The sequence below is a fragment of the Pseudomonas sp. BF-B-15 genome, assembly GCF_019946675.1.
GTDB classification, from domain to species: Bacteria; Pseudomonadota; Gammaproteobacteria; order Pseudomonadales; family Pseudomonadaceae; genus Aquipseudomonas; species Aquipseudomonas migulae.
Window position 1 is genome coordinate 18,137 of sequence record NZ_JAGYFZ010000051.1, and the last position, 22,197, is coordinate 40,333.

The 22,197-nt window shown below is 59.4% G+C and carries 19 protein-coding genes; 5 read left to right on the forward strand and 14 right to left on the reverse strand.

The genetic code is table 11. From position 1 onward, the window contains the following. Positions 1-27: 27 nt before the first annotated feature. The 3 genes from KGA97_RS17360 to KGA97_RS17370 form a co-directional block, all read right to left on the reverse strand. Positions 28-765 (reverse strand): S-methyl-5'-thioinosine phosphorylase, encoded by a 738-nt coding sequence (locus KGA97_RS17360; RefSeq protein ID WP_008028469.1) that lies wholly within the window; start codon positions 763-765, stop codon positions 28-30. 12 nt (positions 766-777) lie between these two features. After that, entirely contained in the window at positions 778-1,788 is a 1,011-nt protein-coding gene (gene nagZ, locus KGA97_RS17365; protein WP_223413922.1) for a beta-N-acetylhexosaminidase, read from the reverse strand. Positions 1,789-1,946: 158 nt separating this feature from the next. Next, entirely contained in the window at positions 1,947-2,654 is a 708-nt protein-coding gene (locus KGA97_RS17370; RefSeq protein WP_008037709.1) for a TetR/AcrR family transcriptional regulator, read from the reverse strand. Positions 2,655-2,883: 229 nt separating this feature from the next. On the opposite strand from KGA97_RS17370, the gene lexA reads away from it, so the two are divergent. Both lexA and sulA read left to right on the forward strand, forming a co-directional pair. Continuing rightward, on the forward strand, positions 2,884-3,492 hold the full coding sequence (lexA, locus tag KGA97_RS17375) for a transcriptional repressor LexA (RefSeq protein ID WP_007944149.1): 609 nt from the start codon (positions 2,884-2,886) through the stop codon (positions 3,490-3,492). 10 nt (positions 3,493-3,502) lie between these two features. Next, the gene (sulA, locus tag KGA97_RS17380) at positions 3,503-3,976 is read left to right on the forward strand and encodes an SOS-induced cell division inhibitor SulA (protein WP_223481151.1); all 474 of its coding nucleotides are present in this window, start codon (positions 3,503-3,505) and stop codon (positions 3,974-3,976) included. A gap of 86 nt (positions 3,977-4,062) precedes the next feature. Here sulA and KGA97_RS17385 read toward each other — a convergent pair whose 3' ends face one another. The 7 genes from KGA97_RS17385 to KGA97_RS17415 form a co-directional block, all read right to left on the reverse strand. Beyond that, the gene (locus tag KGA97_RS17385; RefSeq protein WP_008028479.1) at positions 4,063-4,296 is read right to left on the reverse strand and encodes a hypothetical protein; all 234 of its coding nucleotides are present in this window, start codon (positions 4,294-4,296) and stop codon (positions 4,063-4,065) included. Positions 4,297-4,450: 154 nt separating this feature from the next. Next, positions 4,451-4,975, reverse strand: a complete 525-nt coding sequence (locus tag KGA97_RS17390; RefSeq protein ID WP_008028481.1) for a DUF6586 family protein — start codon at positions 4,973-4,975, stop codon at positions 4,451-4,453. A gap of 141 nt (positions 4,976-5,116) precedes the next feature. Further along, positions 5,117-7,744, reverse strand: coding sequence for a type I DNA topoisomerase (gene topA / locus KGA97_RS17395; protein WP_008037710.1), 2,628 nt, complete (start codon positions 7,742-7,744; stop codon positions 5,117-5,119). 114 nt (positions 7,745-7,858) lie between these two features. Further along, positions 7,859-8,095 carry a DUF1653 domain-containing protein gene (locus tag KGA97_RS17400; protein ID WP_008028485.1) on the reverse strand — a complete coding sequence of 79 codons (237 nt, stop codon included), beginning with the start codon at positions 8,093-8,095 and terminating at the stop codon, positions 7,859-7,861. Positions 8,096-8,193: 98 nt separating this feature from the next. Continuing rightward, on the reverse strand, positions 8,194-9,369 hold the full coding sequence (fadA, locus tag KGA97_RS17405; RefSeq protein ID WP_008028488.1) for an acetyl-CoA C-acyltransferase FadA: 1,176 nt from the start codon (positions 9,367-9,369) through the stop codon (positions 8,194-8,196). 32 nt (positions 9,370-9,401) lie between these two features. Next, positions 9,402-11,549, reverse strand: coding sequence for a fatty acid oxidation complex subunit alpha FadB (fadB, locus tag KGA97_RS17410; RefSeq protein WP_207285084.1), 2,148 nt, complete (start codon positions 11,547-11,549; stop codon positions 9,402-9,404). A 602-nt stretch (positions 11,550-12,151) separates the two neighbouring features. Then, positions 12,152-12,589 (reverse strand): hypothetical protein, encoded by a 438-nt coding sequence (locus KGA97_RS17415; RefSeq protein WP_008028493.1) that lies wholly within the window; start codon positions 12,587-12,589, stop codon positions 12,152-12,154. 104 nt (positions 12,590-12,693) lie between these two features. On the opposite strand from KGA97_RS17415, the gene KGA97_RS17420 reads away from it, so the two are divergent. Continuing rightward, positions 12,694-13,134, forward strand: a complete 441-nt coding sequence (locus KGA97_RS17420) for a universal stress protein (RefSeq protein WP_008028495.1) — start codon at positions 12,694-12,696, stop codon at positions 13,132-13,134. A 166-nt stretch (positions 13,135-13,300) separates the two neighbouring features. Here the strand turns inward: KGA97_RS17420 and KGA97_RS17425 are convergent, their stop codons facing one another. Further along, on the reverse strand, positions 13,301-15,220 hold the full coding sequence (locus KGA97_RS17425) for an ATP-binding cassette domain-containing protein (protein WP_223481152.1): 1,920 nt from the start codon (positions 15,218-15,220) through the stop codon (positions 13,301-13,303). A gap of 213 nt (positions 15,221-15,433) precedes the next feature. On the opposite strand from KGA97_RS17425, the gene KGA97_RS17430 reads away from it, so the two are divergent. Continuing rightward, positions 15,434-17,362, forward strand: a complete 1,929-nt coding sequence (locus tag KGA97_RS17430) for a transglycosylase SLT domain-containing protein (RefSeq protein WP_223481153.1) — start codon at positions 15,434-15,436, stop codon at positions 17,360-17,362. A gap of 63 nt (positions 17,363-17,425) precedes the next feature. Here KGA97_RS17430 and KGA97_RS17435 read toward each other — a convergent pair whose 3' ends face one another. Next, entirely contained in the window at positions 17,426-18,460 is a 1,035-nt protein-coding gene (locus KGA97_RS17435; RefSeq protein ID WP_008037719.1) for a Fic family protein, read from the reverse strand. Positions 18,461-18,527: 67 nt separating this feature from the next. Next, entirely contained in the window at positions 18,528-20,303 is a 1,776-nt protein-coding gene (locus KGA97_RS17440; protein WP_162130706.1) for an ABC transporter transmembrane domain-containing protein, read from the reverse strand. Between the two features lie 247 nt (positions 20,304-20,550). Between KGA97_RS17440 and KGA97_RS17445 the strand changes: the two genes are divergently transcribed. Continuing rightward, entirely contained in the window at positions 20,551-20,730 is a 180-nt protein-coding gene (locus tag KGA97_RS17445; RefSeq protein ID WP_008037721.1) for a PA1571 family protein, read from the forward strand. 191 nt (positions 20,731-20,921) lie between these two features. On the opposite strand, the gene pdxB is transcribed toward KGA97_RS17445, so the two are convergent. Then, positions 20,922-22,064 carry a 4-phosphoerythronate dehydrogenase PdxB gene (gene pdxB, locus KGA97_RS17450; RefSeq protein WP_223481154.1) on the reverse strand — a complete coding sequence of 381 codons (1,143 nt, stop codon included), beginning with the start codon at positions 22,062-22,064 and terminating at the stop codon, positions 20,922-20,924. Positions 22,065-22,197 lie beyond the last annotated feature (133 nt).

A 22,197-nucleotide genomic window follows, 5' to 3' on the forward strand; every position in this document is an offset into this window, starting at 1 on the left:
AGGGAGCGACTCGACCTAAAGGCTATCTCAGCCCTTCAACACCCGCGCCAACGTCGACTTCACCTTGCCCATTCCGTCATGCAACGCCTGCTCGATCTCGGCCATGGTAATCACAGCCGTCGACTTGCCCGCCGCCGGGTTCACCACCAACGCCAGGCACGCGTAATCCAGCTCCAGCTCACGCGCCAATGCCGCTTCCGGCATACCGGTCATGCCGACGATGTCGCAACCGTCACGCTCCAGTCGCGCAATTTCCGCCACCGTTTCCAGGCGCGGCCCCTGCGTGCAGGCATACACGCCATGACTGCTGTAGCCAACGCCTTCAGCCGCCAATGCCGCGATCAATTGCTCGCGCAGCGGTTCGCTGTAGGGATAGCTGAAGTCGATGTGGGTGACCTGCTCCAGGTCATCGGCAAAATAGGTGTGTTCGCGACCGCTGGTGTAATCGATCAGTTGATGCGGCACGCAGAAATGCCCGGTGCCCATCGCAGCATGAATTCCGCCGACAGCGTTGACCGCAAGAATCGCTTCGGCACCAGCCTGCTTTAGCGCCCAAAGGTTGGCGCGGTAGTTCACCTGATGCGGCGGGAAACGGTGCGGGTGACCATGACGCGCGAGGAACAGCACTTCCTTGCCGGCGTACTCACCGATCTGCACCTCGGCTGAAGGCGTGCCATAAGGGGTGTCCACCGCCAGTGACTGACGAATGCTCAGGCCTTCCAGTTGAGTCAGGCCGGTGCCACCGATAATCGCGTAAACCGTCATAACGTAAAGTCCTTATTCAATCAGTTGAGCGTCTTTGAGCGCACCAATGGCCGTCAGCCAGCGCGGGTCTTGACGGTATTCAGTGCTGGCATACGACTGGCCGCGCATCCGCGCAATGCGCTCGGACGGCTTGACCTTCAGACGCTGGGCGGCACTCAGCGCGAGCTCCGCAGCGGCGCGGTCGTTGCACACCAGGCCCATGTCGCAACCAGCGCTCAGCGCGGCTTCGATACGGCTGGCAGCATCGCCGACCACGTGAGCGCCGGCCATCGACAGGTCATCGCTGAAGATCACGCCGTCGAACTGCAACTCGCCGCGCAGGATGTCCTGCAACCAGCGACGGGAGAAGCCGGCCGGCTGGGAATCGACTTGTGGATAAATGACATGGGCCGGCATCACGGCGGCCAGTTGCTTGCTCAATTTGGCAAACGGCACCAGGTCGTTGGCGCGGATCTCGTCGAGGCTGCGCTCGTCATTCGGGATCGCGACGTGGGAATCGGCCTCCGCCCAGCCGTGGCCAGGGAAGTGCTTACCGGTGGCGGCCATGCCGGCGCTGTTCATGCCACGGATAAATGCACCTGCCAGCAGCGCGGCGCGTTCCGGGTCACCTTCGAACGAACGGGTACCGACCACGGCGCTGCGCTGGTAATCCAGGTCCAGAACCGGGGCAAAGCTCAGGTCGAGGCCGACGGCCAACACTTCGGTCGCCATGATCCAGCCGCACTGCTCGGCCAGGTATTCGGCGTTCAGGTTGTCGGCAATGGCGCGCATGGCCGGCAGTCGCACGAAGCCCTGACGCAGGCGCTGCACCCGCCCGCCCTCCTGATCCACTGCCAGCAGCAGATCGGGTCGAACGGCGCGGATGGCGGCGCTCAGTTCGCGCACCTGACGCGGGTGTTCGATGTTGCGGGCAAAAATGATCAGGCCACCCACTTCCGGTTGGCGTAACAATTGGCGATCTTCAGCCGTCAGCCAGGTACCGGCGACGTCCACCATCAACGAGCCTTGCAGGCCAGCAGTCATAGAGATTCCTTGATAACGATAAACCCGGCTCGCACGCGCTCACCGCCGCGGGCTTTGCCCGGCAGGTCGGCGATATCTATGGGGAGCGGGTTCAGAACGAGAGTCGGCATGGGCGGCTAGCTTAGCGGATGTCAGCTGCCGCGCCCACCCGTGCGCGGTTAAACCTTGGCGGCAACCTGTGTCGACTTGCTGCGCGGACGCAATTGCGCAGTGGCCATGGCCGAGTCGGTCACGCCGGTTTCGGCGCGCATGCCGGCGGCCAGGAAGGGCACCATCAGGCGCATCACTTGCTCAATGGAGGTGTTGACGCCGAAATCGGTCTCGGCAATCGCACGCAAGGCCTTGATACCGGACATGCTGAACGCTGCCGCACCCAGCATGAAGTGCACGCGCCAGAACAGCTCGATCGGTGGAATGCGTGGCGCGGCTTCGTTGACCAGCATCATGTAGCGACGGAATACCTTGCCGTACATGTCTTCGAGATAACGACGCAGGTGACCCTGGCTCTGACTGAACGCCAGCCCCAGCAAACGCATGAAAATCGAGAGATCGTTGCCGCTGCGTGGCTGTACCACCAGGGCTTGCTCGACGAGGATTTCCAGCAGCTCTTCAAGTGTCGGCTTGTTCTCGGGCTTGGCCTGACGCCGCTCCAGCTCTTTATCAAGGCTTAAACAGAACGGCCCGAGAAAGCGCGAGAAGACGGCTTGAATCAGCGCCTTCTTCGACCCGAAGTGATAGTTCACCGCCGCCAGATTGACACCGGCCTTGCTGGTGATCAGACGCAACGAGGTTTCTGCGAAACCTTTTTCCGCGAACAACTGCTCGGCAGCATCAAGAATGCGTTCAACGGTTTCCGACTGGGCCATGGCTACTCCGCCTGACAAACACTTGTTTGAAACATACGTTTCAGCCCAGGCCTTGTCAAGTCTGGTGGTTCGTTTTGGGAATGGCCGGTCAGCTATTTAACCATACAACGACGACGCTTTAATCAGCCGGCTGATCGACCGTCTGGCGGCCGGTAAAAAAAGGGGCATTGCCAAGTCGCTTTCACTGTATATAATCCCAGTCACTGTATAAAAAGACAGAGCGATCAATATGCTAAAGCTGACGCCACGCCAAGCCGAGATTCTGGCCTTCATCAAACGCTGCCTGGAAGACAACGGCTACCCGCCGACCCGCGCGGAAATCGCTCAGGAACTGGGTTTCAAGTCGCCCAACGCAGCGGAAGAACACCTCAAGGCGCTGGCTCGCAAGGGTGCGATCGAGATGACGCCGGGCGCATCCCGCGGCATTCGCATCCCTGGTTTCGAAGCCAAGGCCGACGAATCCACCCTGCCCATCATTGGCCGAGTGGCTGCCGGTGCACCGATCCTTGCCCAGCAGCACATCGAAGAATCCTGCAACATCAACCCTGCCTTTTTCCATCCTCGCGCGGACTATTTACTGCGCGTTCATGGCATGAGCATGAAGGACGTGGGCATTTTCGACGGCGACCTGCTGGCTGTCCATACCACCCGTGAGGCCCGCAACGGCCAGATCGTGGTGGCGCGGATCGGCGACGAAGTTACGGTTAAACGCTTCAAGCGTGACGGCAGCAAAGTCTGGTTGATTGCAGAAAACCCTGAATTCGCCCCTATCGAAGTGAACCTGAAAGATCAGGAACTGGTGATCGAAGGCTTGAGTGTCGGCGTCATTCGCCGCTAAAGGAGGCTTTATGCAGTTCCCACACACATCACAGCAAGCCCAACTGCCGTTGTTCGAGGCGTTCATGGTGCAGCCGATGGCACCGATTCTGAAGGATGTGGTCGAGTCACCCTGGAGCGCCGAACCTGAAGTTTTCAGTGAGCTGTCATTGCGTGGTGCGGCCGGGAACTGCCTGAGCCTTCTGGCACCGATCCTCAGGGAACTGAGCGAGGATCAGGACGCGCGCTGGCTGACATTGATCGCCCCGCCGGCCAGCCTGACACAAACCTGGCTTCGAGACGCCGGCCTGAATCGTGAACGCATTCTATTGCTGCAACCGCGCGGCACCCAGAGCGCACAACAGCTGACCTGCGAAGCGTTGCGTCTGGGTCGCAGCCACACGGTCGTCAGCTGGCTCAATCCACTGAGCAGCACTTCACGACAACAGTTGATCAGCGCCGCCCGGACCGGGGACGCACAAAGCCTGAACATTCGACTGGGTTAAACGAAGCACGCACTGAACTGCGCGGGGCTTCTCCAAGGATAGAGAAGCCGGTCTGTAGCGGTATCAGGAAAAAGCGACGAGCGGGATCAATGAAGGACCCGTGAGCTCTCATCCGTATTGAAATCACCTTCAACCAAGCGGCCAGCCATCTGAACGCCGACGCTCAACATCGCCTTGGCGACTTCCACGTGTTGGCCCTGCAGGAACGCTTTGGCATCCTCAGAGAAATCCAAAGTAACCAGAGAACCCTCGTCCTCGGCCCTGCGCAGCTCGATTCGGCCGTCTGGTAACTCGACAATTTCTAGAAAGGACGTTGGCATAAAGGTCTGTTCTCCACGAAAGGCGGCGATTATATAGGCATCGGACAGGCTTCGCTCAGGATCTTGACCAGATGCCATTACGAAGAGACATTTCTCACAGCACTCATCCCTGAAACGGACAGCCCGTCGGACCCTCCGTTAAACACTCAATCCTTCAGCACTCGTTCAACCCTTCGCGAAAACGAATCGCCAGGCCTTTCAGGTTCTGACGCCAGCTCTCCAACTCCTCCCGGCTCAGCTCCTCCGGCGAATCTTCTTCATCCAGATTAACGGCCAGGATCAGCGGCTGTGTCACGTCGCCCTTGGGTTTGTGCGGTGCACGCGGCGGCTGGAACAACGCAGCATGAGCCGACAGCAGCTTGGCCAACCAGGTTTCCGGGTTTTGCGCCAACTCGACCATCTCGGCCATTTCGGGAATGGCAATGGCTTCCAGTACTTCCCGAGTCAGCAACATCTCTGCCCGAGGCGCATTGGCCTGAGGCAAGCGATAGAAACCGGCAATTTCATGGCACAGCCCCAGCAACGCACCGTACAAGTGAAACAACGCCGATTCGCGCCCGGCCTGAATCAGCGCCAGGGAGTTCATCGCCCGCCCCTCTTCAGCCTTGGCAAGCGCTTCCAGCGACAGGCCGGCGAAATAAATCTTCTGATTGGTACGGGTATAGAGTTCGTGGGCCATGACGGCAGCCTCCACAACGAAATAATTGCTTCACGCAGGTCAGACAGTGTCGTGGATCACCCAAGCACACCGCAAGCCCCAAACAAAAAGGCCGCATGAAAACCCGAGGGTTGTCATGCGGCCTTTTAATTACAGCGCTGTTTAAGCTTTGGCTGCCGGGCGCTTGTCTTCAACCGTCCACTTGCCGCCGTCGTAATACGCTTTCCAGCCAGTCGGCTTACCGTCGACTTCCGTCTGCACGTACTGCTCTTTGGTCTTGCGGCTGTAACGGATCACGGCAGGGAGACCGTCCGGGTCCTTTTTCGGCGCTTCACAGAGGAAGTGGTACTTCGGATCGATCTCGTCCTTGTGCGGGATGATTTCCATGACCAGCGGCGCACGGGTCTCGCGGTTTTTCGGGAACTGGCTGGCGGCCAGGAACAGGCCGGAAGCCCCGTCGCGCAGGATATAAGTGTCGTTGACCTTTTCGCATTTCAGCTCAGGCATCTTCACCGGATCCATCTTCGGCGGCGCCGCATCACCGCTTTTCAGCAGTTTGCGGGTGTTCTTGCACGTTGCGTTGGTGCAACCGAAGAACTTGCCGAAACGGCCAGTCTTGAGCTGCATCTCGCTGCCACACTTGTCGCATTCCAGGCTCGGACCTTCGTAGCCCTTGATGCGATAGGTGCCCTCTTCGATTTCGTAGCCGTCGCAATCCGGGTTGTTGCCGCAGATGTGCAGCTTGCGCTTCTCGTCGAGCAGGTAAGCGTCCATCGCCGTGCTGCAGATCGGGCAACGATGCTTGCCACGCAGCACCAGCGATTCCGACTCACCCTCGTCGTCCGCGGCGATTTCATCACCCGGCACCAGGTTGACGGTGGCCTTGCAGCGCTCTTTCGGCGGCAGGCTGTAACCCGAGCAACCGAGGAACACGCCGGTCGATGCGGTACGGATCTGCATCGGACGGCCACAGGTCAGGCACGGAATGTCGGTCATTACCGGCTGGTTGGCACGCATGCCGCTTTCCGGGCTTTCGGCCACTTCGAGCTTCTTCTTGAAGTCGCCGTAGAACTCGTCCAGCACGTTTTTCCAATCGCGCTCGCCCTGGGCCACGTCATCGAGGTTCTCTTCCATGCCGGCGGTGAAGCCGTAGTCCATGAGATTGGAGAAGCTCTCGGACAGGCGTTCGGTGACGATGTCACCCATCTTTTCCGAGTAGAAACGACGGTTGTGCAGCGCTACATAACCACGGTCCTGGATGGTCGAAATGATCGCCGCGTAGGTCGAAGGACGACCGATACCGCGTTTCTCCATTTCTTTCACCAGGCTCGCTTCCGAGTAACGCGCCGGCGGCTTGGTGAAGTGCTGGGTCGGATCAAGCTTGATCAGCTTCATCGCGTCGCCCTGGGCCATGTCCGGCAGCACGTCGTCATCGCCAGGCTTGGCGATTTGCGGCATGACGCGGGTGTAACCGTCGAACTTCAGGATACGGCCCTTGGCGCGCAGCTCGAAATCGCCGGCACCGACAGTGACCGTGGTCGACAGGTATTGCGCCGGCAGCATCTGGCAGGCGAGGAACTGGCGCCAGATCAGCTCGTAAAGCCGCTCTGCATCACGCTCCATGCCCGACAGCTTGCTTGGCTCGGTGTTGGCGTCGGACGGACGAATCGCTTCGTGAGCCTCTTGCGCGCCTTCCTTGCTGCTGTAGACGTTCGGGGTTTCCGGCAGGTACTTCTTGCCGAATTCGCCTTCAATATACGTACGCGCCATCGTCACGGCATCGGCCGAGAGGTTGGTGGAGTCGGTACGCATATAAGTGATGTAGCCGGCTTCGTACAAGCGCTGGGCCATCATCATGGTTTTCTTCACGCCGAAGCCCAAACGGTTGCTCGCGGCCTGCTGCAGGGTGGACGTGATGAACGGTGCCGACGGCTTGCTGCTGGTCGGTTTGTCTTCGCGCTTGACGATGCTGTAGCTGGAAGCCTTGAGCTTCTCCAGCGCGGCCATGGCCTGGGCTTCGTTCAGCGGCTTGAACGCTTCGCCCTTCTCGCGAGCGACGTCGAAACGCACGGTTGCGCCCTTGGCGGTGCCGAGGTCAGCGTGGACTTCCCAGTACTCTTCCGGGATGAACGCGCGGATTTCACGCTCACGCTCGACCACAAGCTTCACGGCAACCGACTGCACGCGACCGGCGGACAGGCCACGGGCGATCTTGGCCCACAGCAGCGGCGAAACCATGTAACCCACCACGCGATCGAGGAAACGACGCGCCTGCTGGGCGTTGACACGGTCGATGTCCAGCTCGCCTGGTTTGGAGAAGGCTTCCTGAATCGCTTTCTTGGTGATTTCGTTGAACACCACGCGCTTGTAGCGGCTGTCGTCACCACCGATGGCTTCGCGCAGGTGCCAGGCAATGGCTTCCCCCTCGCGATCCAAGTCGGTTGCGAGATAGATGGTGTCAGCATCCTTGGCGAGCCGGCGCAGCTCTTCGATAACCTTTTCCTTGCCCGGGAGGATCTCGTACTTGGCTTTCCAGCCATGATCGGGATCGACACCCATGCGCGAGACCAGCTGCTTGCGCGCTTTCTCTTTAGGCGAGAGCACCGGACCTTCACCCGCAGCGGCTTTGCCGCGCTTGGCGGCTGGCTCTTTGCTGGCGCTAGCCGAACCGCTGGTGGGCAGGTCTCGGATATGGCCGATACTCGACTTCACCACGTATTGGTTACCCAGATACTTGTTGATGGTCTTGGCCTTAGCCGGGGATTCCACAATGACCAGCGATTTGCCCATGGATCAGAAAATTCCTGAATTCTAGAAGTGAAAGGCGGTTGGCGCCTGACGCGGCACCGCTATATATAGTGGCTACAAGGTGAGGTCAAGCGCAGGGTTCTGCGCGCTCTCAGCTTATGGCTTGGTAAAAAGGCTCGGTTCGGCTTGCACCAAAGCAAAGCGTGGCACCTGTTCACCGTCAACCTCGACCGACTCCAGGAACATGCTCAAGGGGCGCACCCAAAAGCCGTAATCGCCATACAGGGCTTGGTAGAAGACCACTTCTTCTTCCGTTTCCGAATGCCGCGCAATACTGAATACGCGGTACTGCGGACCTTTGTAATGTTGGTAGAGCCCAGGTTGTATCGGCATGGTTTGGCCCTCACTCAAATTTTTTCAAAATAAAAACAAAATAAATCCGGAAAAACAAAAACCGGGGCACTTGGCCCCGGCTTCCGTCAACGGAACGCTTAAACGCGTTCGAAGACGGTGGAGATGCCTTGGCCGAGACCAATGCACATGGTGGCTACCCCGAAGGTGCCGCCATTTTGCTTCATCACGTTCAGCAAAGTGCCGGAGATACGCGCACCGGAGCAACCGAACGGGTGACCCAGGGCGATCGCGCCGCCGTGCAGGTTAACCTTCTCGTTCATCTTGTCGAGCACTTTCAGATCTTTCAGCACTGGCAGGGCCTGTGCAGCGAAAGCTTCGTTGAGCTCGAAGAAGTCGATATCGTTGATGCCAAGGCCCGCGCGCTTCAGTGCTTTCTGTGTTGCCGGTACTGGACCATAGCCCATGATTGCCGGATCCACACCTGCCACTGCCATCGAACGAATCACCGCCAGAGGCTGGATACCCAGATCCTGTGCACGCTGCGCCGACATCACGATCATGCACGAAGCACCATCGGTGATTTGCGACGAAGTACCGGCTGTCACGGTGCCACCCTTCGGGTTAAACGCTGGCTTCAACGCCGCCAGACTTTCCAGGGTAGTTTCCGGACGAATGGTTTCGTCGTAGTCGAACAGTTTCAGGAAACCGTTCTCGTCGTAGCCCTGCATCGGGATGATTTCGTCTTTGAACTTGCCTTCCACAGTCGCCTTGTGGGCGAGCTGGTGGGAGCGCACGCCGAAAGCGTCCTGCTGTTCGCGAGTGATGCCGTGCATTTTGCCCAGCATTTCAGCGGTCAGGCCCATCATGCCCGAGGCTTTCGCCGCGTACAGCGACATGTGCGGGTTCGGATCGACACCGTGCATCATGCTCACGTGACCCATATGCTCGACGCCGCCGACGACGAATACGTCACCGTTGCCGGTCATGATCGCTTGCGCAGCAGTGTGCAGAGCGCTCATCGACGAGCCGCACAGGCGGCTGACGGTCTGGCCGGCAGCGGTGTGCGGGATCTGAGTCATCAGCGACGCCATGCGAGCGATGTTCCAGCCCTGCTCCAGGGTCTGGTTCACACAGCCCCAGATCACGTCTTCGACTTCGTTCGGGTCGACCTTGACGTTGCGTTCCAGCAATTTGCTGATCAGGTGTGCCGACATATCTTCAGCACGGGTGTTGCGGTGCATGCCGCCCTTGGAGCGGCCCATCGGAGTACGACCGAAGTCGACAATCACGACGTCTCTTGGATTCAAGCTCATAAAATTTCACTCTCGCTCAAAAGTTGGGACGCTTAACCGAAGAACCGTTGGCCGGTTTTGGCCATTTCACGCAGTTTTGCGGTCGGGTGGTACAGCGCGCCCAAATCAGCGTACTGGTCAGCCAGGGCAACGAACTCGGCAACACCGATCGAATCGATGTAGCGCAGCGCACCGCCACGGAATGGAGGGAAACCAATACCGTAGACCAGACCCATGTCGGCTTCGGCAGCGGTTTCGACGATGCCGTCTTCCAGGCAACGCACGGTTTCCAGGCACAGCGGGATCATCATCCAGTTGATGATGTCTTCGTCAGTCACTTCGCGCTGTTCAAAGACGATTGGCTTGAGCACTTCCAGTACCGACGGATCGGCGACTTTCTTCTGCTTGCCCTTCTTGTCGGTCTCGTAGGCGTAGAAGCCCTTGCCATTCTTCTGGCCCAGGCGCTTGGCTTCGTAGAGCACGTCGACAGCCGAACGGCGGTCGTCTTTCATGCGGTCCGGGAAGCCTTCAGCCATAACGTCGCGACCGTGGTGGCCGGTGTCGATGCCGACCACGTCCATCAGGTACGCCGGGCCCATCGGCCAGCCGAATTTTTCCATGACCTTGTCGATACGGACGAAGTCCACACCGGCGCTGACCAGTTTGGCGAAGCCGCCGAAGTACGGGAACAGGACGCGGTTGACCAGGAAGCCCGGGCAGTCGTTGACGACGATCGGGTTCTTGCCCATTTTCTTGGCGTAGGCAACGGTAGTGGCAACGGCCAGCTCGCTGGACTTCTCGCCACGAATCACTTCAACCAGCGGCATCATGTGCACCGGGTTGAAGAAGTGCATGCCGACGAAGTTTTCCGGACGCTTGAGGGCTTTGGCCAGCAAGGTGATGGAAATGGTCGAGGTGTTGGACGCGAGGATGGTGTCCTCTTTGACCTTGTCTTCCACTTCAGCCAGCACAGCCTGCTTGACCTTAGGGTTCTCGACGACCGCTTCAACCACCAGGTCAACGTGACCGAAGTCGCCGTAGGACAGGGTCGGGCGAATGCCGTTGAGCACTTCGGCCATTTTCGCCGCGGTCATGCGACCTTTATCAACGCGACCGACCAGCAGCTTGGCGGCTTCAGCCAGGCCTTGCTCGATGCCGTGCTCGTTGATGTCTTTCATCAGGATCGGCGTGCCTTTGGAGGCCGACTGATAAGCGATACCGCCACCCATGATGCCGGCGCCCAATACGGCAGCCTGCTTCACGTCTTTGGCGATTTCGTCGTAGGCCTTGGCCTTTTTCTTCAGTTCCTGGTCGTTCAGGAACAGACCGATCAAGCTCTGCGCGGCAGAGGTCTTGGCCAGTTTGACGAAACCGGCGGCTTCGACTTCCAGCGCTTTGTCGCGACCGAAGTTCGCAGCTTTCTGGATGGTCTTGATCGCTTCAACCGGTGCCGGGTAGTTCGGGCCAGCCTGGCCTGCCACGAAACCTTTGGCGGTTTCGAAAGCCATCATTTGTTCGATGGCGTTCAGTTTCAGCTTTTCCAGCTTCGGCTGACGCTTGGCCTTGTAGTCGAACTCGCCGGAGATGGCGCGTTTGATCAGTTCCAGAGCGGCTTCCTGCAACTTCTCAGGGGCAACCACTGCATCGACTGCGCCGACTTTCAGCGCGTCTTCAGCACGGTTTTCCTTACCGGCGGCAATCCACTCGATGGCGTTGTCGGCACCGATCAGGCGCGGCAGGCGCACAGTGCCGCCAAAACCCGGGTAGATACCAAGTTTGACTTCCGGCAGACCGATCTTGGCCGTGACGGACATGACGCGGTAGTCCGCCGCCAGGCACATTTCCAGACCGCCACCCAAGGCGATGCCGTTGATCGCGGCGACAGTCGGGACGTTGAGGTCTTCGAAATCGCTGAAAATCTTGTTGGCTTCGAGGTTGCCAGCGACAAGCTCTGCATCCGGCAGCTTGAAGTTCTCGACAAATTCGGTGATGTCGGCGCCGACGATGAACACGTCCTTGCCGCTGCTGACGATCACACCCTTGATCGAAGCATCTGCCTTGATGGTGTCTACGGCCTGACGCAGTTCGTTCAGGGTTAGACGGTTGAACTTGTTGACGGACTCACCCTTGAGGTCGAATTTCAATTCGACGATGCCACTTTCAAGAGCCTTAACCGTGATGGCTTTACCTTCGTAAATCATCAACTGATCTCCACGATATGGAAGCTGAACAGTACACGTCGGAAGCAGGCGAATGGCTTGGCAGTGACGTTTATCGTCGATGCTACGCCAATCCACCCGGCACACCCGCCAACGCGATAGTCGGGATTCTGTAGGAGCGATCTGAAATACAAACGCTCAATTCATACGCCCGTTTGATTTGGGTACGTCACCTTCACGGAATTTCCGACAATTGTCAATCGCCCAAAACACGGGTTGAAACGCGACTTTCCGGTCATTTCCGTAACACGAAGACCTGCAACACCCGGCTGCATGTGAGGCCATTCATAGAATCAATAGTTAGAAAAGTCGCCCTAATTCACGGCAGCCTTTGTTTAACGGGCTACGCTGGGCGGGAGGTTGAGGAAAAAATATGAACGCGTCGGCGAATGCCCGGCGTAAGATCAGCGCACAGCGAATTACCGGCCTGCCTGGCCAACTCCAGCCCGATGTTGAATGTCGGGCTTTTTATTGCCTGGACAATCGTAGGAGCGAGGCTTGCCCGCGAAAGCGGTGTGTCAGGTTGGACGCCTTCGCGGGCAAGTCGGATCGCCGCACCGCTCGCTCCTACAGGGGATCGAGAGTCAGGCTAATGCTTTGAGGGTTGCATCGATTTGTTGCAAAACTGTCGCTTCACCCTTCTCGCCCCAGTACAACGTGATCATCTGCTTGTCCGCTTCGACCTTGTAGACGTTGGCCGGCAACTTTTCGAAATGAATCAGCAACGCCGGATCCTCGCAGACCTCCTGCCACTGATTCACCCAAACGCCCGGCGACTTTTGCCAGTAACTCCAGCACGCCGGTTGATTGCCGCGACGCGGTCGATGGTACTGCGCGCAAGGGCTCGGCGGTTCCTGGCTCAGCCAGTGCGGCCACTCCTGAGGCGCCAGCTGCATGGCCAGCCCGATGCGTCGCGCCTCCATGCGCAGGGCCATGCGGCCGCTCTGCCCACGGGACGGACGCAACCACGCCAGCGGACTGAGAACCACCAACAGGATTGACACCACTATCCAGACCGTCATATCTGTACTCCCGATTCTTGATGAGCGCTTTGAGTCACTTTGAAAACACTGCGCTTGAAACCAGCCATACTTACCAATATTGCAATCCTCAGGAGGAGCACCTCATGCCCTACAACCACATTCTGGTCGCTGTAGACCTGACCGAAGAGTGCGACCCTGTCATCCACCGAGCTCGCGAACTGTCGGTGAGCAACGGCGCGAAACTGTCCCTGGTGCACATTGTCGAACCGATGGCCATGGCCTTTGGCGGCGACGTGCCGATGGACCTTTCCCAGTTGCAGCAGCAACAGTTCGATCAGGCCAAGGAACGTCTTGACCGGCTGATCGTGAAGTACCCGGAACTCTCCAAAGAGTACAGCCACCTGACCTACGGCCAGCCACGCCAGGAGATTCATCACCTGGCCAAAGAGCAGACCTGCGACCTGATCGTGGTGGGCAGCCATGGCCGGCATGGCCTGGCATTGCTGCTGGGCTCCACCGCCAATGACGTACTGCACGGCGCACCTTGCGACGTACTTGCCGTGCGCCTGCAAAACAAAAGCTGATAACCGATCCTTGTAGGAGCCGGCTTGCTGGCGATCACGGTGCATCAGTCGACATCAATGCCAGCTGACAAACCGCGATCGCCAGCAAGCCGGCTCCTACAAGGGATCGCATATGAAAAGCCCGGCGTTCATCACTGAGCGCCGGGCTTTTTTATTGCAGGATCAATCAGGCATCCAGCTCGGCCCAACGCTCGACCATCACGTCGAGCTCAGCCTGCAACTGCTCCAACTGAGCGATCACTGCGGCCGTCTCGGCAGCAGGACGCTGATAGAAGCCAGCATCGGCCATCTGGGCCTCAACGACGGCGATCTGCTGCTCCATGGCTTCGATCTGGCTCGGCAACATTTCCAGCTCACGCTGCAACTTGTAGCTGAGTTTCTTCTTCGCCACCGGCGCTTCGACCGCTGCCACAACCGGTGCAGGCTCAGCCGTCACGACCGCCGACGTCAGGTCAGCCTTGCCGGACTTGCTCTCGGTCACGCCCAGCAGGCGCGGCGAACCACCCTGACGCAGCCAGTCCTGATAACCACCGACGTATTCGCGAACCTTGCCTTCACCTTCGAAGACCAGCGTGCTGGTGACCACGTTGTCGAGGAATGCCCGGTCGTGGCTGACCATCAGCACGGTGCCGTTGAAGGTCAGCAGAACCTCTTCCAGCAGTTCAAGCGTTTCCACGTCGAGGTCGTTGGTCGGTTCGTCGAGGACCAGCAGGTTGGCCGGTTTGCTGAACAGTTTCGCCAGCAACAGACGCGCACGCTCACCACCTGACAGCGCCTTGACCGGCGTGCGGGCACGCTGCGGGCTGAACAGGAAGTCGCCGAGGTAACTCAGCACGTGACGGCTCTGACCATCGATGTCGATGAAGTCGCGACCTTCGGCCACGTTGTCGATCACGGTCTTTTCCAGGTCCAGCTGATGGCGCAACTGGTCGAAGTACGCCACGTCGATGCGCGTGCCCTCTTCCACTTTGCCGCTGGTCGGTTGCAGACCGCTGAGCATCAGCTTCAGCAGCGTGGTCTTGCCGGTACCGTTGGCGCCGAGCAGGCCGATACGGTCGCCGCGCGTCAGGACCATCGAGAAATCCTTGATCAGGAACGGACCGCCCGGGTGAGCGAAACTCACGTTCTCGAGGACCATCACCTGCTTGCCGGACTTGTCAGCGGTGTCCAGCTGAATGTTGGCCTTGCCGGTGCGCTCACGACGCTCGCTACGTTCGACGCGCAATGCTTTCAGGGCGCGGACGCGGCCTTCATTACGGGTGCGACGGGCCTTGATGCCCTGGCGGATCCAGACTTCTTCCTGGGCCAGTTTCTTGTCGAACAACGCGTTGGCGGTGGCCTCGGCGGCCAGTTCGGCTTCTTTGTGCACGAGGAAACTGGCGTAGTCGCCGTTCCAGTCGATCAAGCCACCGCGATCCAGTTCAAGAATGCGGGTCGCGAGGTTTTGCAGGAAGGAACGGTCGTGCGTGATGAACAGCACGGCGCCCTGGAAATCCTTCAGCGCTTCTTCGAGCCAGGCAATCGCACCGATGTCCAGGTGGTTGGTTGGTTCGTCGAGCAGCAGCAGATCGGGCTCGGACACCAGCGCTTGCGCCAGCAGGACGCGACGACGCCAGCCACCGGACAATTCGGCGAGGGTCTTGTCGGCCGGCAGTTGCAGGCGGCTGAGGGTGCTGTCGACCAGGGTTTGCAAACGCCAGCCGTCGCGGGCTTCGAGGTCGTGCTGGACGTGCATCAGCTTGTCCAGGTCGGCGTCGGTGACGATGTTCTGGCTCAGGTGGTGATACTCGGCAAGCAGCGCACCGACACCGTCCAGGCCTTCAGCCACTACGTCGAACACGGTCCGCTCGTCGGCTACCGGCAATTCTTGCGGCAATTCGCCAATCTTGAGGCCGGGTGCGCGCCACACGGAGCCGTCGTCAGGCTTCTGGTCGCCCTTGACGAGCTTCATCATGCTGGACTTGCCAGTGCCGTTGCGGCCGATGATGCACACCCGCTCACCACGGGCGATCTGCCAGGACACCTTGTCCAACAACGGCATAGCGCCGAAAGCAAGGGACACATCGCTGAATTTGAGCAGGGTCATGAGCTTCTCCAAAAACCGGGCGCGCATTCTACCTGACTTGAGGCTTCAGAAGGCCGGCAATTTCACCTTCGGGGCACTCTGCATGACAAATGTTGCGAACTGATGCTGACAGGCCCGCAAAGCTTTCGCCGGTTGCTGGCAAAAGGCTAAGCTACAGATTATTCAGTGCGGGCATGCCTCGCACTTGTCATGATTTCTCTGCCCGGACGTCTCATGCGCAGTCGCCTTTTCAGTCTTTTATCCTGCTTTCTTCTCTCTGCCGCTGCCGTTCAAACTGCCCAGGCGGTGGACCTGTCCACCCAACGCCAGTATTACGATGAAGCCAAGCGCGCCCTGGCCAAGGGTGATACCGGCCCGTACTTCCGTTACAGCAAGGCGCTCAGCGACTACCCGCTGGAGCCGTACCTGGCCTATGACGAACTGACCGCACGCCTGAAAACGGCGAGCAACGCCGAGATCGAAAAATTCCTCGCCGAACACGGTGACTTGCCGCAAGCCAACTGGATGAAATTGCGCTGGTTGCGCTGGCTGGCCGATCGCGGCGAATGGGCGACCTTCGTCAAGTACTACGATTCCAAGCTGAATTTCACCGAGCTGGACTGCCTGAACGCCCAGTACCAGATCGGGCACAACCTGAAATCCGAAGGCTACGCCAACGCCAATAAGCTCTGGCTGACTGGAAAATCCCTGCCTGCGGCGTGCGACGGTTTGTTCGGGGTCTGGGCTGCCGAAGGCCAACTGACCGAACAGAAACGCTGGGAACGCACCAAGCTTGCCGCCCAGGCGCGCAACTATCCGCTGGCCAACAGCCTGGTCAACGGCCTGACCACCCTCGCCCCTCGCGGCCGTTTGCTGGTGGACGTGGCGCAGAAACCCGAATTGCTCAACCAGCCGTCGCGTTTCACACCGGCCGACGAACCGATGTCCGACATCGTCAGCCTCGGCCTGCGCCGCCTGGCCAAGCAAGACCCGGACAAGGCCATGGCGTTGCTCGACGGTTACGCCAGCAGCATGCATTTCTCCCGTGACGAAAAAGTCGCGATCGCCCGGGAAATCGGCCTGACCCTCGCTCGCCGTTTCGACAGTCGCGCGCTGGACGTGATGACCAAGTACGACCCGGAATTGCGTGACAACACCGTGTCCGAGTGGCGCTTGCGCCTGTTGCTGCGCCTGGCCCGCTGGGACGATGCCTATCAGTTGACCCGCCGTTTGCCTCAGGACCTGGCGACCACCAACCGCTGGCGTTACTGGCAGGCCCGCAGCCTGGAACTGGCGCAACCGCAGAACCCGGAGGCGCAGACGCTTTATAAAGGCCTCGCTCGTGAACGTGACTTCTACGGTTTCCTCGCTGCCGACCGTTCGCAGCTGCCTTACTCGCTGAACAACAAGCCGCTGGTATTGAGCCAGGCGCTGATCAACAAGGTTCGCAACACGCCGGGCGTGCGTCGCGCCCTGGAATTCCATGCGCGCGGGCAGATCGTCGATGGGCGTCGTGAGTGGTATCACGTCAGCCGCCACTTCAACCGTGACGAAATGGTCGCCCAGGCCAAACTGGCCTACGACCTGAAATGGTATTTCCCGGCGATCCGCACCATCAGTCAGGCGCAGTATTGGGACGATCTGGACATCCGCTTCCCGATGGCCCACCGCGAAACCCTCGTGCGTGAAGCCAAGGTTCGCGGCCTGCATTCGAGCTGGGTATTCGCCATTACCCGCCAGGAAAGCGCGTTCATGGCCGACGCCCGCTCAGGCGTAGGCGCCAGCGGCCTGATGCAACTGATGCCGGGCACCGCCAAGGAAACCGCACGCAAGTTCAGCATCCCATTGGCCTCGCCACAGCAGGTGTTCGATCCGGACAAGAACATCCAGCTCGGCGCCGCGTACCTCAGCCAGGTGCACAGCCAGTTCAACGGCAACCGCGTCCTCGCCTCCGCCGCCTACAACGCCGGCCCGGGGCGCGTGCGTCAGTGGCTGCGCGGTGCGGATCACCTGAGCTTCGACGTCTGGGTGGAAAGCATCCCGTTCGACGAAACCCGCCAATACGTGCAAAACGTGCTGTCGTACTCGGTGATCTACGGCCAGAAGCTCAACTCGCCACAGCCGTTGGTGGATTGGCATGAGCGCTATTTTGATGATCAATAAGCCTGTCTGAGGCGAAAACGAAAATGCCCGCATTGAGAAATGCGGGCATTTTTTATGGCGCATCTACCTGGATCTGCACCGTGCTGCAACAAGCTCGCCCTGCGCGGTCAAGCGGTAGCGTTGCACCGGGCTACGGGGGGAATCAGGATCAGTCATCTCAATCAAGCCTTCTACCAATGCAGGCTTGAGGTAGTTGGCCCGAAATGTCGCCTTGTGAGCCAATCCGAGCTCGGCCATCAGATCGTTAACCTTCACAGGAGCGCTTCCGCAAAGAGCACGAAGCAGTTTCGCTACTTGGTCGGTTACTTGGTCGGCTACTTGGTCGGTTACCGGCTCGGTTCTAACCGCCTCATCAAGCGCAAGGCTCAACGCTTGCAGCATGAACTCGACAAAAGGCGTCGACTCGGCCATTTGGTCGGCTGCCGATAACGCCGCGTAATAAGCATCCTGCTGCTCTCGAATCACGGCTTCGACCGGCAGATAAGCCAACACCGGGCGCCACCGACTGAGAATCAATGTCTGCCAAAGACGCCCCATACGTCCATTGCCGTCGGCGAAGGGATGGATGAACTCGAATTCATAGTGGAAGACACAACTGATAATCAACGGATGCCAATCAGAATCGCCGAGCCACGCCAGCAAATCATCCATCAAATGCGTAATGCGGCTCGGTGGCGGTGCCATATGAACCAATTTCTCGCCACGGTAAATGCCCACACCGGCTCGGCGAAACTGCCCACAGTCGTCAATCAAGCCGCCCATCAGTAACTCATGCGCCCGAAGCAGATCAACACGACTACTCGGCTGCCAATCCGGCATGGCTTCGTAAGCCGTGAAGGCATTACGCACCTCCTGGATTTCCCGAGGCAATCCCAGCACTCGCTGCCCTGCCAAAACAGCAGTCACCTGCTCGATGCTCAGGGTATTGTTCTCGATCGCCAATGAAGCCTGAATCGTGCGAATCCGATTACCCCGCCGCAGTTGAGGCGTCTGCCGTCGATCATCCACAGCCGAAAGTTGACCGATCCGCTCACTGATTTCGGCAATCAACGTGAGCATCTTAGTGGTCAGGGTCAACGGTGGTTGATAACGGCTCATATCCTCATCCATGCTCGCACTGAGCTCGACATAATGCCCGAACCCGGCAGTATTCAGCAGCGTTCATTCATGCCGCTTCATGCCCGTCGTTGAACTGCAACGCCGCCAACCGCGCGTACAGCGCATTGCTCGCAATCAGCTCTTGGTGCGTGCCCACCGCAACCAGTTTCCCCTGATCCATTACCGCAATCCGGTCGGCGTTTTTAACCGTGGCCAGACGATGGGCGATGACCAGGGTGGTGCGGTTTTTCATCAGGCTGGGCAGGGCTTGCTGGATCAGGTGTTCGCTTTGGGCGTCGAGGGCGCTGGTGGCTTCGTCGAGCAGCAGGATGGGCGCATCCACCAGCAGCGCTCGGGCGATGGCCAGGCGTTGGCGCTGACCGCCGGACAAACCGAGGCCTGCGTCGCCCAAATGAGTCTGATAACCGTGGGGCATCGCCTCGATAAAGTCATGGGCGTAGGCGATTTTCGCCGCTTCCTGAACCTGTTCCAGCGTCGCTGTCGGGTTACCGTAGCGGATGTTCTCTTCGATGCTGCCGAAGAACAGCGCCGGGGATTGGGAAACCAGCGCGAAACAACGGCGCAAGTCCAATGGATCGAGTTGAGTCAGCGGCACGCCGTCGAGCAGGATGCGCCCTTCGGCAGGATCGTAAAAACGCAACAGCAGGTCGTACACCGTCGATTTTCCAGCACCGGACGGCCCGACCAGCGCGAGGGTTTCGCCCGCCTTGATGGTCAGATTCAAGCCATCGACGGCGTAGCTTTCCGGGCGCGACGGGTAGGAAAAACGCACGTCCTGCAGAACGAGATTGCCCGTCACCCGCTCGGGCAACGTCACCAGGCCAGTCGCCGGTGGCTGGATGATGTTTTCCGAGCGCAGCAGTTCGGCAATCCGCTCGGCAGCGCCGGCGGCGCGCTGCAACTCACCAATGACCTCACTCAACGTGCCGAATGCACTGCCGACAATCAGGCTGTAGAAGACGAACGCCGCCAGTTCCCCCGCCGAAATTCGCCCGGCCATCACGTCCATGCCACCCACCCAGAGCATCACGCCGACTGCCCCCAGCACCAGCACGATCACCAGCGTGATCAGCCAGGCCCGCTGGAAAATCCGTTTGCGTGCCGTGTTGAACGCCTCTTCCACGGTCACGGCAAAGCGTTGTTCGTCCTGGGTCTGGTGGTTGTAGGCCTGCACGGTTTTGATCTGGCCCAGGGTTTCGGAAACATAACTGCCGATATCGGCAATCCGGTCCTGACTCAGGCGCGACAGGCTGCGCACCCGGCGACCGAAAATCAGGATCGGCGCAATCACCAGCGGCAAAGCCACAACGACGATGCTGGTGAGTTTCGGATTGGTGATAAACAGCAACACAATCCCGCCGATCACCATCAGCAGATTGCGCAGGAACAGGGACAGCGATGAACCGATCACTGATTGCAGCAACGTGGTATCGGCGGTCAACCGCGACTGGATTTCGGAGCTGCGGTTGTCTTCGTAAAACCCGGGATGCAGATAAACCAGATGGTTGAACACCTGACGGCGGATGTCGGCGACCACACGCTCACCGATCCACGACACCAGGTAGAAACGCGCGAAGGTGCCAATCGCCAGGCCTATCACCAGCAACATGAACAAACCAATCGTCTGGTTGAGCAGGTGCGGGGACTGGGTCATGAACCCCTGATCCACCAGCAGGCGAATCCCCTGCCCCATGGACAAGGTAATGCCGGCCGTGACGACCAGCGCGAGCAAGGCGCCAAAGGCCTGCCAACGATAGGGCGCGAGAAAAAGGCTGGCCAGGCGAATCGCGCGGCGGTGACGGGCAGAGAGCATCGGGTTCATCCAGTTACACAATTGATAGGGCCAGCCTGACGGTTCAATGGGGTTGAACGCTGTAAATCACAATGAGTCAGGTTAATTATGACCGCGATGACCAGTTCCTAGACGCTATTGGTCTAAAGTCCGGGTGGCAACGTCTGGGTATTTCTGGTGGACTGGTGTTGCCGCTCTGGAAAGATCGCAGGGAGTTGTCATAGCCCGGTCACCTGACGGTTCTACAGTAAGCACACACCTGAAGAGGAGACAGGCCATGTCCTTGCAAAATAGCAGCGATGACAAGATTCAAGTGATCCGCACACAGCCAGATCAGTCTCTGGGTTGCTCAATCATTGACGAAAAAGGCCGCGAAGTACCGATCACTGAGGGCATGATCCAGGACGCTTGCCGCGAACTGGAAAAGCGATTGGTCAAGCCTGCCAAACAAGATTGATATAGCCCCGTCTTCTTGACCCGGCCCTGATGGCCGGGTTTTTTGTGGGTGTTGATCCGGAATTGTGGTGTGACCATTCGCGGGCAAGTCGGGATGCCGCACCACTCGCTCCTACAGCGATCGGCGCCATTTTCAACATTACGCCTAACCTGTAGGAGCGAGGCTTGCCCGCGAATGGGCCAACTCGGTTTTCAGACAGCCGATGCGCCCAACGCCGCCACAATCTTCAGCAACTCAGGCGAATCCCCCTCAATCCGCACCTGCAACCCGTCAATCTCGCGCCGCGATGGATAATTCTTGCGCAGCGCATCAAACGCCGCGCGCTGCTCACTCACACTGCCCACAAGACTGCGGCGGAAATCCGCGTCGTCGCGGCGCGGGTCGTACACGCCACGGCACAACATCGCCAGCGCCCAGGCAGGATCGCTCTCAGCGTTCAAGGTCACCTGCGACAACCACGGTGCCGGCAGCAAATCGCTCAAGCGGACCTGCGCCGGTTGCTCGAGAAAATCGCAGTACGCCTGGTAGATCTGCGCCGTCCCGCGCTGCTTGCCGTCGAGGCTGTAACCGGCAATGTGCGGCGTGGCCAGCACGCAGAGCTCGGCCAGTGCCACATCGACCTCAGGCTCGCCCTCCCAGACATCCAGCACCGCTTGCAGGTCTTCGCGTTGCAGCAGCACCTCGCACAGGGCGGCGTTGTCCACCACCGGGCCACGGCTGGCATTGATCAGCCAGGCACCGGGCTTGAGCTGGTTCAAACGGTTCTGGTCGAACAAATGCCAGGTCGAACCGGCCCCGTGTTTTTTCAGCGGTGTGTGCAGGCTGATGACATCGCACTGCTCGATGATCTGCTCAAGGCTGACGAAATCGCCTCCTTCAGCGGCTTGCCGTGGCGGATCGCAGACCAGCACGTTCCAGCCCAGCCCTTGCAGAACCTTGACCAACCGCCCGCCCACTTCGCCGGCACCGACCACGCCGTACGTGCGCCGGGTGAGATCGGCGCCTTCGATTTCGGCGAGGGTCAGCAAACTGCCCAGCACGTAGTCGACCACGCCACGGGCATTGCAGCCGGGAGCGCTGGACCAGGTGATGCCGGCCTGCTGAAAGTAATCGAGGTCGAGGTGATCGGTGCCGATGGTGCAGGTGCCGACGAAGCGCACCTTGCTGCCTTCGAGCAACCCGCGATTGACGTTGGTCACCGAGCGCACCAGTAGCACATCGGCCTGCTCGACGGTGGCGCGGTCGATTGAACGTCCCGGCACCCGGCGGATTTCGCCGAAACCTTCGAAGAAGGCATCGAGCAGCGGAATATTTTCGTCGGCAACAATCAGCATGGCAGGCTCCTTTGGCGGATCGGCAGTGTAGGCGCAGATGACACTTCACGCCTAGCACACATCCCTAATGTAGGAGCGAGCCTGCTCGCGATGGACGTGAGAGCGCCGCGTTCATTCAGGCAGCCCTCCTCAC

What these genes read in the sequence shown, in the direction of transcription:
- KGA97_RS17360 (WP_008028469.1), bottom strand. Translation starts at nt 765, where the DNA reads ATGACGGTTTACGCGATTATCGGTGGCACCGGCCTGACTCAACTGGAA.
- nagZ (WP_223413922.1), bottom strand. Translation starts at nt 1,788, where the DNA reads ATGACTGCTGGCCTGCAAGGCTCGTTGATGGTGGACGTCGCCGGTACC.
- KGA97_RS17370 (WP_008037709.1), bottom strand. Translation starts at nt 2,654, where the DNA reads ATGGCCCAGTCGGAAACCGTTGAACGCATTCTTGATGCTGCCGAGCAG.
- lexA (WP_007944149.1), top strand. Translation starts at nt 2,884, where the DNA reads ATGCTAAAGCTGACGCCACGCCAAGCCGAGATTCTGGCCTTCATCAAA.
- sulA (WP_223481151.1), top strand. Translation starts at nt 3,503, where the DNA reads ATGCAGTTCCCACACACATCACAGCAAGCCCAACTGCCGTTGTTCGAG.
- KGA97_RS17385 (WP_008028479.1), bottom strand. Translation starts at nt 4,296, where the DNA reads ATGCCAACGTCCTTTCTAGAAATTGTCGAGTTACCAGACGGCCGAATC.
- KGA97_RS17390 (WP_008028481.1), bottom strand. Translation starts at nt 4,975, where the DNA reads ATGGCCCACGAACTCTATACCCGTACCAATCAGAAGATTTATTTCGCC.
- topA (WP_008037710.1), bottom strand. Translation starts at nt 7,744, where the DNA reads ATGGGCAAATCGCTGGTCATTGTGGAATCCCCGGCTAAGGCCAAGACC.
- KGA97_RS17400 (WP_008028485.1), bottom strand. Translation starts at nt 8,095, where the DNA reads ATGCCGATACAACCTGGGCTCTACCAACATTACAAAGGTCCGCAGTAC.
- fadA (WP_008028488.1), bottom strand. Translation starts at nt 9,369, where the DNA reads ATGAGCTTGAATCCAAGAGACGTCGTGATTGTCGACTTCGGTCGTACT.
- fadB (WP_207285084.1), bottom strand. Translation starts at nt 11,549, where the DNA reads ATGATTTACGAAGGTAAAGCCATCACGGTTAAGGCTCTTGAAAGTGGC.
- KGA97_RS17415 (WP_008028493.1), bottom strand. Translation starts at nt 12,589, where the DNA reads ATGACGGTCTGGATAGTGGTGTCAATCCTGTTGGTGGTTCTCAGTCCG.
- KGA97_RS17420 (WP_008028495.1), top strand. Translation starts at nt 12,694, where the DNA reads ATGCCCTACAACCACATTCTGGTCGCTGTAGACCTGACCGAAGAGTGC.
- KGA97_RS17425 (WP_223481152.1), bottom strand. Translation starts at nt 15,220, where the DNA reads ATGACCCTGCTCAAATTCAGCGATGTGTCCCTTGCTTTCGGCGCTATG.
- KGA97_RS17430 (WP_223481153.1), top strand. Translation starts at nt 15,434, where the DNA reads ATGCGCAGTCGCCTTTTCAGTCTTTTATCCTGCTTTCTTCTCTCTGCC.
- KGA97_RS17435 (WP_008037719.1), bottom strand. Translation starts at nt 18,460, where the DNA reads ATGAGCCGTTATCAACCACCGTTGACCCTGACCACTAAGATGCTCACG.
- KGA97_RS17440 (WP_162130706.1), bottom strand. Translation starts at nt 20,303, where the DNA reads ATGAACCCGATGCTCTCTGCCCGTCACCGCCGCGCGATTCGCCTGGCC.
- KGA97_RS17445 (WP_008037721.1), top strand. Translation starts at nt 20,551, where the DNA reads ATGTCCTTGCAAAATAGCAGCGATGACAAGATTCAAGTGATCCGCACA.
- pdxB (WP_223481154.1), bottom strand. Translation starts at nt 22,064, where the DNA reads ATGCTGATTGTTGCCGACGAAAATATTCCGCTGCTCGATGCCTTCTTC.